8 protein-coding genes are annotated in these 12798 nt (G+C 52.5%); 6 read left to right on the top strand and 2 right to left on the bottom strand.

All coding sequences use genetic code 11. From position 1 onward, the window contains the following. Positions 1 to 120: 120 nt before the first annotated feature. Positions 121 to 513: a YbaN family protein gene (locus EOE65_RS04945; protein WP_127693194.1), complete on the bottom strand. Its 393-nt coding sequence runs from the start codon at positions 511 to 513 to the stop codon at positions 121 to 123. Positions 514 to 588: 75 nt separating this feature from the next. Further along, positions 589 to 3216 (bottom strand): nitrate reductase, encoded by a 2628-nt coding sequence (locus EOE65_RS04940; RefSeq protein ID WP_127693193.1) that lies wholly within the window; start codon positions 3214 to 3216, stop codon positions 589 to 591. A gap of 243 nt (positions 3217 to 3459) precedes the next feature. On the opposite strand from EOE65_RS04940, the gene EOE65_RS04935 reads away from it, so the two are divergent. The 6 genes from EOE65_RS04935 to nirB all read left to right on the top strand — a co-directional run bounded on the left by EOE65_RS04935 (position 3460) and on the right by nirB (position 12791). After that, positions 3460 to 4038, top strand: a complete 579-nt coding sequence (locus EOE65_RS04935; protein ID WP_240656918.1) for an ANTAR domain-containing response regulator — start codon at positions 3460 to 3462, stop codon at positions 4036 to 4038. A gap of 9 nt (positions 4039 to 4047) precedes the next feature. Next, positions 4048 to 5106 carry a CmpA/NrtA family ABC transporter substrate-binding protein gene (locus EOE65_RS04930; RefSeq protein ID WP_127693191.1) on the top strand — a complete coding sequence of 353 codons (1059 nt, stop codon included), beginning with the start codon at positions 4048 to 4050 and terminating at the stop codon, positions 5104 to 5106. Between the two features lie 305 nt (positions 5107 to 5411). Continuing rightward, a complete protein-coding gene (locus EOE65_RS04925; protein ID WP_127693679.1) occupies positions 5412 to 6779 on the top strand; it encodes a CmpA/NrtA family ABC transporter substrate-binding protein in 1368 nt (455 codons plus the stop codon). A gap of 90 nt (positions 6780 to 6869) precedes the next feature. After that, positions 6870 to 7805: an ABC transporter permease gene (locus EOE65_RS04920; RefSeq protein ID WP_240656938.1), complete on the top strand. Its 936-nt coding sequence runs from the start codon at positions 6870 to 6872 to the stop codon at positions 7803 to 7805. A 42-nt stretch (positions 7806 to 7847) separates the two neighbouring features. Beyond that, positions 7848 to 8735, top strand: coding sequence for an ABC transporter ATP-binding protein (locus EOE65_RS04915; RefSeq protein WP_127693189.1), 888 nt, complete (start codon positions 7848 to 7850; stop codon positions 8733 to 8735). A gap of 321 nt (positions 8736 to 9056) precedes the next feature. Further along, entirely contained in the window at positions 9057 to 12791 is a 3735-nt protein-coding gene (nirB, locus tag EOE65_RS04910; RefSeq protein WP_206052618.1) for a nitrite reductase large subunit NirB, read from the top strand. Positions 12792 to 12798: the final 7 nt, after the last annotated feature.

Genomic DNA, 12798 nt, shown 5'->3' with positions numbered 1-12798 from the left:
TGCAACCCGGCAGGGATAATTACAATCATCAAATCCTCCGGTGTTGGTTAGTGAATCATCTACAGCAGCCGATGATAACAGCTTACGCACCATGGTGTTAGTTGCGGCGTGGGTTGCGGCTTAGGTTGTGGACTGTTTAGCTGGCTGTGAGGGGCGGCTCCAAACAAAAACCAGCGCAAAAATCACGGTTGCGCCGGCTGCTGCCTTGAGGCCAAGATGGAAATCGCGAAAGATGAGCGGGTAGCTAACCATGATAATCATCATGCTGGTGGCCAGAATCTTCGCTTTTAATGGGATTACGCCATGCTGCTCCCAATCGCGAATTAAGTGGCCTACATAGCGGTTATTGAGCAAGGCTTGATGTAATCGCTCGGAGCTACGCGAGAAGCAAAAAGCCGCCACCAGTAAAAAAGGGGTTGTAGGAAGCAGCGGCAATACCACACCCACCAATCCCAGCAGCACAAAGAAGCCTCCGGCGATTAGGTAGAGTGTTTTAATGACAGTTTTTCGCAAGCGCGGCTCCTTGGGTCACCCTGTTTTAAGGCAGGTGTTGTTATCAAGATAGCAGATATCCGCACTTGAAACGATTTAGCCCGCGGCGATCAGTTGGTTCAGTTCCGGGATGCAGGAGCCGCAGTTGGAGCCACACTTAAGCTGAGCCGTGAGGCTATCGAGGTCCTTACAGCCTGCTTCAATTGAGCTTTTGATCGCGTTTGCGCCAACCTGAAAACAGCTACAGATAATCGCGCCGCTATCGTCTTGGCTCCCGCCGCTGAGGCTCAATAACCACTGTTCCTCTTCGTGAGTGAGCTGAGGTTTCGCGAACTGTTCTGCCAGCCAGTCGGTGGGGGGAATTTGATCATAGGGGAGCACCGCTAGCAGCCATTCTAGCTGCCCATTTTTTACGGCAGCGGCGCGATAGATATCGTTATCGCTGCTCTCGATCACGCTGGTAGCGGGGCTCACCTGAGCCGATAATGCTGCGATGGTGGCATCCAGCGGTTGCTGATCGGCTAAGTAGTACTGATTTGCGGCGGCTTTCGGTACTCGCGCCCAATAGCCGGTTGTGGGCTGATATTTACAACCAGAACGTACCATCAAGAGGCCTTGCCACTGTGCAGTAAACGGCTTTAATGCCGCACGGCCATGCTTGGACTCAGGCTGTCCTGAGTAGGGGTCGACAACCGGTTCGATGAGGTTGCTGATATTACCTTGGCTGGCAAATTGGCGGTTCCAGTGGATCGGCGCAAAGAGCTCCCCTGCGCGTTGATCGTCGCTCACCTGCGCCCGCGCAATGTAAACCCCTTGTGGGTGGCGCAGCTCAATGAGATCTCCGGTCTTGATCTGTTCTTTGATCGCGTCTTGAGTGGCGATCTCGATAAAGGGTTCACTGCGGTGCTGAAACAAACCCTCAGCGCGGCCGGTAATGGCCATTGTGTGCCATTGATCACGAATACGCCCTGTGTTGACGATGTAGGGGAGTTCGGAGGTGGGTTGTTGTACGGCAGCGTGTTGGCTAGTGGGTATGAAGCGCGCTTTATGGGATGGCGTGAAGTATCGATGATCGGTAAAAAGGCGCGCGGTGCCTGTTGGAGACGTCGATGTTACAGGCCATTGAATAGGGGTTAAGTGCTCGTACTCGTGATCATTTAAGTGAGCGAGTTGGCTGATGTTAAAGCAACGTTGGCCGTGGTTCTCAAACCCCGATAGCGCTGCATGCTCGGTGAATATCTGCCTTGGGTTCTTGTAGTCAAACGCGTGTGAAAAGCCCATGCGCTTGGCAACGGAGGAGATGATCCACCAATCGGGTTTTGCCTCCCCGAGGGGCGGCAGCAGCGCACGTTGTCTGGATATGCGCCGTTCGGCGTTGGTCACCGTGCCATCTTTTTCACTCCAGCCGGTTGCCGGTAAACAGATATCCGCATAATCCTGCGTGTCAGTGTTGGCGATGCAGTCGGATACGATCACCAGCGGGCACTGCTTCAGTGCTGCACAGATTGCATCGGACTTGGGCAAGCTCACTGCGGGGTTGGTGCCCATGATCCAGATCGCTTTGATCTTCCCGCTCGCCACCGCATCGAACATATCCACCGCTTTTAACCCCTCTTGGGTAGCCATATTGTAAGCGCCCCAAAAACGGCCCACGCGATCGACATCTTGCTCGTTGAACTCCATATGCGCGGCTAACTGGTTAGCTAAGCCGCCGACTTCCCGCCCACCCATTGCGTTGGGCTGCCCAGTGATTGAGAAGGGACCGGCGCCTGCATAGCCCAAACGCCCAGTGGCGAGGTGGCAATTGATGATGGCATTGGCGTTGTTACTGCCTTGGCTAGACTGGTTAACGCCCTGCGAGTAGAAGCTCACCACTTTATGGTGCGTCAAAAATAGCTGATAAAACTGTTCAAGCGCGGCAAGCTCGACACCGCAGGTTTGTGCCACGCTGGGCAGGTGTGCAGCGGTATCGTTAGCGATATTGAGTGCCGCGTCGAACTGCTCGGTATGTTGCTTGATAAAGCTTTCATCCAGAGCATCGTGTTTGGCTAGGTAGGCCAGTAGGCCCGTAAAGAGCAGTACGTCTGTACCGGGCTGTATGGCTAAATGTAGGTCGGCAATATCGCACGTGGCCGTGCGGCGCGGATCGATTACAACAATACGCATTTCAGGGCGTTGTGCTTTCGCATGGCGCATTCGCTGAAAGAGAATCGGGTGGTTCCATGCTGCGTTTGAGCCCACCAGCACCAATAGGTCTGTGCGCTCTAAGTCTTCGTAATTGCACGGCACCGCATCGGCACCGAAAGCCCGCTTGTAGCCAACCACGGCCGATGACATACACAGGCGTGAGTTGGTATCGACATTTGCACTGCCGATAAAGCCTTTCATCAGCTTATTGGCGACGTAGTAGTCTTCGGTGAGTAACTGTCCCGATAGATAGAAGGCAATTGCGTCGGGCCCGTGCATCATCATAGTGCGTAACAACTGTCCAGCGACCTCATTCAGCGCATTGTCCCAGTCGGTGGTGACACCGTTCACCTTCGGTTGAGTTAAACGGCCGGTAGCGCCGAGCACCTTATCCAGTGATGAGCCCTTAACGCAAAGTTTTCCTGAATTGGCCGGATGAGAGGTATCGCCTGCCACACTAGCAACATGGTTGTTTTGGACATCGGCGACTACGCCACAGCCCACACCGCAGTAAGGGCAGGTGGTTTTATTCTTCATCAGTCTCTCCCATTTATTGGCCTATTCAGGCGGTACTGCCCAGCGCTTACAAAAGGCCGCTGCAATACCTGTTCTTGTGTGCAACTCCAACCGAAAGGTCAACGCGCCAGTGCGCAGGAGGGGCTCCTCTCGTGACGCTTCTTACGTGATCACCAGCAAAGCGTATGCCAGCTACGGGGGTGGAACGGGATTTGCTCAAAGCCCTTACGATTAAATAAAGATGGGCTCGTTATGGGTAAAAGAGTGAATTTACGAGTGTTGCTCGTTGATGGTGATGCACAGCGGATCAGGCAACTGACGCTAGCGCTGCACCAGCAAGGGCACCGCGTTATCTGTCACACCGCCGATATCGCTAGCTTGAATCAGCAAGTTGCTAAGGAGCAGCCCGATATCGTCATTATCGATATGGACTCGCCTGATCGAGATACGCTCGAGAGTATGGCGATGATGAGCCGCGAAAACCCGCGTCCCATCGTGTTTTTTGCCGAGCAGCAGAACGACCACCAAACGATGGCCGCGGCTATTAATGCAGGCGTCAGTGCCTATATCGCTGACGGTGTTCAGCCTGATCGAGTGACGGCCATTATCGATACTGCTATTGCCCACTTTAGTGCTCATGCGGCACTGCGTGAGGAGCTGGCGGAGATCAAAGGGCAGTTAGCTGGGCGCAAAGTGGTTGAGCAAGCCAAGGGACTATTGATGAAGCATCAGGGCTGCGACGAAGCAGCAGCGTTTAAAACACTGCGTAAACTCGCGATGGATCGGGGTCAAAAGTTACCCGACGTTGCAGCGAGCGTAATTGACATTCTAAAGACGACCTAGGAGCAGATCATGGTAACAATCGATGCACTGGAAAAAACCGAACTGCAACTAGGCTTTGTGGCACTGGCGGATTGCGCCCCGTTAGTGGTGGCACGTGAGCAGGGCTTTTTCCGCCAGCAGGGGTTGCAGGTGGTGTTGAGTAAAGAGTCTTCGTGGGCGTCGCTACGCGATAAGGTGAGCTACGGTTTGCTGGACGGTGCGCAGATGCTTGCTCCATTGCCATTAGCGGCGACATTGGGACTCAATGGCAAACCGCAAAAGATGGAGACCCCCTTAGTACTGAGCCAAAATGGTATCGCGATTACACTATCAAGCGCGCTGCAACGCAGACTCAACATGGCTTGCGAGCCCGGTGAGGATCAACACGCACAAGGGAAAGCCTTTAAAGCGATGTTAGCTGAGCTTGGTTACCGCCCTATTATCGCCACGGTCTACCCCTTCTCGAATCACTACTATTTGCTGCGCTTCTGGTTGGCGCAGCATCAGATAGAGATTGGTCGTGATGTGGAGTTAATTGCAGCACCGCCTGGCAAGATGCTCAGTCTATTACAGCGCGGCGACATCGATGGCTACTGTGTAGGTGAGCCATGGAACAGCCTAGCGGTGCAGGAGGGTGCCGGTGAGCTACTCGTGAGTAGTTACACGCTATGGGGAGCGCATATGGAGAAAGTTCTTGGGGTTACCAGCGAATGGGCGCGGCGCCATCCTAATACCTATCGGGCGATGACGCAGGCTATTTATCAAGCGTGCCAGTGGATTGGATTGCCAGAACATCGGGACACGCTACTCAACTGGTTAGCTTTACCTCCCTATCTGGATGCTAGCCCGCAACAACTGCGTTCTGTGGCGTTACTAAGCACCTTAGAGCAGCGCTTTTCTGGGCGTGAGGTAAACCGGCCGAGTTTGCAACATGGGGAGTTTTTGTTGCAGCAGATGATGCGCTGTCAGCAGTTGAGTGCCTTGCCCGCTGATGCTCAAGCGCTGGTATCGAGCGTCTATCGAGAGGATCTTTTTACGCCATGGTGTGAACCTGCGGTAATCGATCAAAGGCTACGGGCAGCGCAATGATAAGCACTTTGTGCAATGCACCATGAGTGCGCACCGGTGCAACAAATTGGCTTGTTGTTGTGCACCAGCTAAAGCATGAAATAGGACAAAATGCTGGTGGTTTTTTATTAAGTTTTTGTTATTAAATGCTTTTTAATTTCTGGCACGTAGCCTGCTAACTACCCAGCAACGGTAAAACGTTACAATCTTATCATGCTCATTATTAGCGTATAGGCAAAGGCGCCTGACTATCCTCTTCGGAGGTATGTCAGCGCCTTTTTTTTTAGCTGGAGGGTTAGATCGTGTTTAAACCTAAACAACGTGGAATGGCAAAGTTGGTCGCAACGGCCGCGCTAGGTTCGGTAATTGCAAGCGGAGCTGTGTGGGCCGAGATCGGAGAACCAGAAAAAGAAGATCTCAAGTTTGGTTTTATTAAATTGACCGATATGGCGCCTTTGGCGGTGGCTTATGAAAAGGGCTATTTTGAGGATGAGGGCCTCTACGTAACGCTGGAAGCTCAGGCAAACTGGAAAGTACTGCTCGATCGGGTGATTGATGGTGAGCTTGATGGTGCGCATATGCTTGCAGGACAACCGTTGGGTGCGACGATCGGTTTTGGTACGCAGTCGCACATCATCACTGCGTTTAGTATGGATCTTAACGGCAACGCGATCACTGTATCGAACGATATCTGGGACCAGATGAAGCCTCACGTCCCTAAGGATGAGGATGGTAAACCGCTGCACCCGATCAAAGCGGATGCACTAAAACCAGTTGTGGATAAATATAAAGAGGAGGGTAAGCCCTTCAATATGGGGATGGTCTTCCCAGTCTCGACTCACAACTATGAACTGCGCTACTGGCTGGCCGCAGGCGGAATCAACCCGGGCTACTATGCGCCGCATAAAGGCGATACTTCAGGCACTATTGATGCCGATGCGCTGTTGTCTGTGACGCCACCGCCGCAGATGCCTGCCACAATGGAAGCCGGCACTATCTATGGCTACTGCGTTGGTGAGCCTTGGAACCAACAAGCGGTATTTAAAGGGATTGGTGTACCGGTGGTTACCGATTACGAGATCTGGAAGAACAACCCAGAGAAGGTTTTTGGTGTCGCTAAGAACTGGGCTGATGAAAATCCCAATACACATATTCGCGTCGTGAAAGCGATGATCCGTGCGGCAAAATGGTTGGATGATAATGACAACGCTAACCGCCCTGAAGCTGTTGAGATCCTCTCGCGCTCTGAGTATGTCGGCGCAGACTATGACGTTATCGCCAACTCAATGACAGGCACCTTTGAGTACGAGAAAGGTGACAAGCGCGCCGTGCCCGATTTCAACGTCTTCTTCCGCTATAACGCCACCTACCCATACTACTCCGATGCCATCTGGTATCTAACGCAAATGCGTCGTTGGGGACAGATCTCTGAGCCGAAATCTGACCAATGGTTTATGGATATTGCTAAGCAGGTGTACCGCCCTGATATCTACGCACAAGCGGCCCAAGCACTGATCGAAGAGGGCAAAATGGATGCGAGCATGTTCCCTGACTTTGCAACGGAAGATGGCTTTAGAGCACCGCAAACCCACTTCATCGATAACATCGTTTACGACGGCACTCAGCCAAACGCTTACCTGCAGCAGTTCAAAATTGGTTTGAAAGGTGAGCAGGTCTTGCTATCGGATAATTAATCGTCAGCGCCCGTCTGTCGGGCGTTTCCTGTTCCCAAAAGGAAACCTGTTATGAGTACCTCAACATTAAGCCACCGCGTGTCTGATTCTATGGCTTTTGTCGCCCAACAGAGTAAACAGCTGGTGATTCCGCTGATCGGCTTGCTCCTCTTTCTATTTATTTGGGAGGTTGGCGCTAAAAATATCCACACATCGCTGGGCACGTTTCCAGGCCCTGTTGCGGTCTATCAACAAGCGACCAACCTCATTGGTGAACATCAGCGCGAGCGCCAAAAAGAGCAAGCCTTCTATGAGCGCCAAGAGCAGCGCAATGCTAAAAAACTGGCGAAAAACCCTGATGCGGTGATTAAAGTCCGACCATACACCGGCAAGCCGACCTTCTTTGATCAGATCGGAACGAGCCTAGTCACTGTGATGGCAGGGTTCTTTTTCGCTTCACTGATTGCGATTCCTGCTGGCATCGTTATCGGACTTAATCAGACCTTGTATAGCGCATTTAATCCACTGATTCAGCTTTTCAAGCCGGTCTCTCCATTGGCGTGGCTGCCGCTGGTAACCATGGTTGTCAGTGCGGTTTATGTCAGTAAAGACCCGATGTTCGCGAAGTCCTTTGTCACCTCGTTGGTGACGGTATCGCTGTGCTGTTTGTGGCCAACCTTATTGAACACGGCGGTGGGTGTCTCGGGAATCAGTAAAGACTTACAAAACGTCTCGCAGGTACTGCGTCTTAGCTGGCTCACTCATGTGATGAAAATCGTGTTGCCCTCTGCGATTCCCATGATCTTCACTGGCCTGCGTCTGTCACTGGGTATTGCTTGGATGGTACTGATCGCTGCTGAGATGCTGGCGCAGAATCCGGGTCTTGGCAAATTTGTGTGGGATGAATTTCAAAACGGCAGTTCAAACTCGCTAGGCCGCATCATGGTGGCTGTATTGGTGATCGGTTTGATCGGCTTCCTATTAGACCGCTGTATGTTGATGCTGCAACGCAAAGTGTCGTGGGATAAGAGTGCAGTGCTGCGCTAATACCGTTGCTGAAAATGTTGCTGAATTAAAAGGAGAAAGGTTATGTCTCAGCCTCCGAAACACCTTGAACTAACCCAAGTTGATATCGACTTTCCAACCCCAAATGGGCCGTTTAAAGCACTGAGTAATGTGAATCTGACGATCAACAAAGGGGAGTTTGTCTCCCTGATTGGCCACTCTGGCTGCGGCAAATCCACCGTGCTGAATATTATTGCAGGCCTTTACCAAGCCACGGAAGGCGGCTGTTTGCTCGATGGTAAAGAGGTGAACTCACCGGGGCCAGAGCGCGCTGTGGTGTTCCAAAACCACTCATTGCTGCCTTGGCTGAATGCCTATGAGAACGTTGAGTTAGCGGTGAAGCAGGTCTTTGGTAAGCGGATGAATAAAGCGGAAATGCGCGACTGGATTGAGCATAACCTCGCATTGGTGCATATGGGCCATGCGCTTGATAAACGGCCTGACGAAATATCGGGTGGGATGAAGCAGCGAGTTGGTATCGCCAGAGCGTTGGCGATGCAACCGACGGTGCTGCTGATGGATGAACCCTTTGGTGCACTGGATGCGCTAACACGTGCCCATCTGCAAGACTCGTTAATGGAGATTCAGGCTGACCTCAACAACACCGTTATTATGATCACCCACGATGTGGATGAAGCGGTCCTACTCTCAGATCGTATCGTCATGATGACTAACGGGCCTGCAGCAACGGTGGGCGAGATTCTTAATATCGATCTACCGAGACCGCGTGACCGCATCGCGCTGGCAGATAACCCCGAGTACAACCAATATCGTCATCAGGTACTGAAGTTCCTCTACGAGAAGCAGCGCTCCCCTGATGCGCAACAAAGCACTAAACCCGCATCAGGCGCGGCGGTTACCCTTGCGCTGACACCAAACCAAACGAACGACGATACGGAGCAAGCGGCATAGTTTGCACCATCATGGTACCTATGGTGTGAAAGGGTGCACAAACAGCCCTATGTTGCTGTTTAGAATGGTCTTTTTGATTTTTAAATATTTGAAAAATAACAACATTTAATAACTGGCACACCATCTGCTAAAGATCTGTGTAGTCGCAATATAAAAATAATAACAGCGCCTAAAACAACTAGAACGAACACAATAAAAATAAGAACTGAACACGGCTTTAGTTAGCCTCGGACATAACAATTAGGCAGCGATGAACAAAGGCGTTCGTCACCATAGGTTTAAGAGCCTGTGGTGCGTGCGCCTTTTTTATTGGAAAGAGCAATGAAACAACGACTGATCATCATCGGTAATGGCATGGCGAGCGGACGCTTGCTGCAGCTACTACAAAAAGCAGCGCCTGAGCGCTTTGCCATTAGCGTATTTGGCGAGGAAGCGGGCGGTAGCTATAACCGTGTGCTGTTATCGCCGCTGCTGGGTAAGGAGTTGAGCCTCAGCGATATCATGACGCTCACGCCGCCATGGTACGACGCAGCAGGGATCACCCTGTATCAGCAGGAACGTATCGTCGCGATCAATACCCAAGCGCGCCATGTGGTTAGCGACAAGGGGCGTACACTTGAATACGACCAGCTTGTTATCGCAACAGGTTCTCACCCGCTGGCGCTAAACGTGCCGGGTGAGCAGTTGGGCAACCTCTATCGGTTTCGCACTCTGGCGGATGTGGATGACCTACAGCAACATGCGCAGCACCAGGGTAAAGCGGTGGTTGTGGGTGGCGGCTTTTTAGGTTTGGAGGCGGCTGAGGGGCTGCGTCGGCTCGGTATGGACGTTACCTTGGTCCACCGCAGCCGATACCTGTTAAACCGGCAGCTAGACGCCCAGTCAGCCCAACTGCTGCAAGAGACACTCGAAGCGCGCGGTATCCGTTTTGTGTTGGAAGCGCAGGTTAGCGAGTTTGTCGGTGACGAGTGTGTAACGTCTGTGCAGTTGGACAACGGCTTATCGTTAGCTGCGGAGTTAGTGGTAACAGCGATTGGAATTCAGCCTAACTGTGAGGTTGCCGCGGGCACGGAGCTGACCGTTAAGCGCGGTATCGTAGTTGATCAGCAACTGCGTACCTCGGATGCCAATATCTATGCACTGGGCGAGTGCTGCCAATTTGGCGACCACACCTACGGGTTGGTTGCACCTATCTGGCAACAGGCGCAGGTACTGAGCCAAGTACTGCTGGGCCAGCCGGCTGCTTACCAAGAGCAGCCTGTTGCGACGCAATTAAAAATCAGTGGTGTGGAGCTGTTCTCTTGCGGAGACATCGCACCGCCTCACGCAGAATTTCTTGTCTATCACGACCAGACTCATCGAGAGTATCGCAAGCTCTGGCTGCGCGATGGTCGTCTAATCGGCGCCGTACTTTATGGCGATGTCCGCCATGGTCAGTGGTATTTCGAACAACTTAATGCACGCACGGATTTAAACCCATGCAAGCAGCACTTGCTGTTTGGCGAGGCGCTTTGCCGTGCGTCACTGCAACCGGAAGATAAGAGGGAAGCAGCTATGAATGAGCAACAGAAACACCGCATCGTTGTGGTTGGTAACGGCATGGTAGGGCAGCACTTTGTTGAGCAATTGGTTGCCACCGCAAGCGACCCTACTGAAGTTCACGTACTCTGCGAAGAGCCTTTGGCCGCGTATGACCGGGTGCACCTCTCTGAGTATTTTTCGGGTGCGAGTTACGATGATCTTTGCTTGGTTGAGCCGGGTTTTTATGATCAGCCCGATCTGCACCTTCATCTAGGCCAAGCGGCACAGCGTATTGATCGTGAGAACAAGGTCGTGGTCACCGCATCGGAAACCTTCCCTTACGATACATTAGTGTTAGCAACGGGTTCTTATCCCTTTGTGCCGCCTATTCCAGGCAATGACGGTGAGGCCTGCTTTGTTTATCGCACCTTGGAAGATCTCGATAACATACGGGCCAGCGCGAGCGATGCTCAGGTTGGGGTGGTTGTGGGCGGGGGCTTGCTGGGGTTGGAAGCTGCCAATGCGCTGAAGTCGTTGGGGTTAAAAGCTCACGTGGTGGAGTTTGCGCCACAATTGATGCCTGTGCAGTTAGATCGTGATGGTGGGCAGTTACTCAAGCAGAAGATCACTGAACTGGGCGTGGATGTCCACTGTGATAAAGCCACCACAGAGATTATTGCGGGTGAACAGCACCGTTACCGGATGAACTTTGCCGATGGCTCCCATCTTGAAACCGATCTGATTCTTTTCTCAGCAGGTATACGACCGCAAGACACGTTGGCAAGAGAGAGTGACCTACGCGTGGGTGAGCGTGGCGGCATCACGGTGAATGATCAGTGCCAGACATCTGATCCATCGATCTATGCCGTCGGTGAGTGCGCGCTTTGGAACAACCAGATTTTCGGTCTAGTCGCACCTGGTTACACAATGGCAAAGACCGCAGCCGCGGCGATTACTGGCCAACCGGCAGCCTTTACTGGGGCTGATATGAGCACCAAGTTAAAGCTGTTGGGCGTTGATGTCGGCTCTATTGGCGATGCGCACGGTAGAACTCCCGGCAGCATCAGCTATCGCTATTGGGACGAAGATGCGGTGGTCTATGCACGTATTGTTGTATCGGAAGATCGCACTAAGTTACTCGGCGCGGTGCTGGTGGGGGATAACAGCCGTTATGACACCCTCTTGCAATATGCACTAAACGGCTTGGCGCTGCCTGAGCAACCGCAGAGCTTAATCTTGCCTTCGGTTGAAGGCTCAGAGCCGGTGCTGGGTGCTGACGCTCTACCAGATAACGCGACGATCTGCTCCTGCCTTAACGTCACCAAAGGCCAGATCTGTGGGGCGGTGTCTGAGGGCGCTCTCAACGTGGCTGATGTAAAAGCCGCTACGAAAGCGGCGACCGGCTGTGGTGGCTGTGCTGCTATGCTGAAAAACGTTGTCGATGCTGAACTCACCAAACAGGGTATAGAGGTGAGCAATGATCTTTGCGAGCACTTCGCGCATACCCGAGAGGATCTATACAACATTGTCCGGGTCGAAGGTATTCGCAGCTTTCAAGATCTGATTAGCCGCCATGGTCAGGGGCTCGGTTGCGATATTTGTAAGCCGGTTGCGGCCTCGATTTTAGCATCGTGCTGGAATGATCATATTCAAGAGACGCCGCTTGTGAGCTTGCAAGATACCAATGACACCTTCATGGCTAACATGCAAAAAAACGGCACCTACTCCGTTGTTCCGCGTATCGCGGGCGGAGAAATTACCCCAGATAAACTGATCGTGCTGGGCGAGGTTGCCAAAAAATATAACCTCTACACCAAAATTACGGGTGGTCAACGCGTGGACCTATTTGGTGCTCAGCTACACGAGCTACCGTTGATCTGGGAGGCGTTGATCGAAGCTGGATTTGAAACCGGCCATGCCTATGGTAAGTCTTTGCGTACCGTCAAATCCTGTGTCGGCAGTACGTGGTGCCGTTACGGTGTCAACGATAGTGCGGCCATGGCGATCTACCTTGAGAACCGCTACAAAGGGTTACGTGCGCCCCATAAGATCAAGATGGCGGTATCGGGCTGTACACGCGAATGCGCGGAGGCTCAGAGCAAAGATATCGGCGTGATCGCCACTGAACACGGTTGGAATCTATATGTGTGCGGTAACGGCGGTATGAAGCCCCGTCATGCCGACCTGTTTGCCACCGACTTGGATGACCAGACGCTCATCGCCTACATCGACCGTTTACTGATGTTCTACATCAAAACGGCTGATCGCCTGCAACGAACCTCGGTGTGGATGGATAACTTAGAGGGGGGCTTAGCCTATCTGCAAGGTGTGGTGATTGATGATCGCTTAGGTCTTGCGAGTGAACTGGAGGCACAGATGGCGCACGTTGTTGGCACGTATCAATGCGAATGGCGCTCGACCTTAGCCGATCAAGAGAAGCTAAAACGCTTCCGTACGTTTGTTAACAGCGATGATCAGCAAGACCCGCAAATTGTTCACATCATGGAGCGGGATCAGATCCGTCCTGCCCCTTAATATCTGA

Source organism: Neptunomonas marina (assembly GCF_004005935.1).
Taxonomy (GTDB): Bacteria; Pseudomonadota; Gammaproteobacteria; order Pseudomonadales; family Balneatricaceae; genus Neptunomonas; species Neptunomonas marina.
Note: the sequence above shows the minus strand (reverse complement) of the source record. Positions and strands in the feature narration are given on the sequence as shown.

Bases quoted from the DNA above. Each gene is read 5' to 3' on its own strand.
- EOE65_RS04920 (WP_240656938.1), top strand. From the start codon at position 6,870: ATGGCTTTTGTCGCCCAACAGAGTAAACAGCTGGTGATTCCGCTGATC.
- EOE65_RS04925 (WP_127693679.1), top strand. From the start codon at position 5,412: ATGGCAAAGTTGGTCGCAACGGCCGCGCTAGGTTCGGTAATTGCAAGC.
- EOE65_RS04940 (WP_127693193.1), bottom strand. From the start codon at position 3,216: ATGAAGAATAAAACCACCTGCCCTTACTGCGGTGTGGGCTGTGGCGTA.
- EOE65_RS04930 (WP_127693191.1), top strand. From the start codon at position 4,048: ATGGTAACAATCGATGCACTGGAAAAAACCGAACTGCAACTAGGCTTT.
- nirB (WP_206052618.1), top strand. From the start codon at position 9,057: ATGAAACAACGACTGATCATCATCGGTAATGGCATGGCGAGCGGACGC.
- EOE65_RS04915 (WP_127693189.1), top strand. From the start codon at position 7,848: ATGTCTCAGCCTCCGAAACACCTTGAACTAACCCAAGTTGATATCGAC.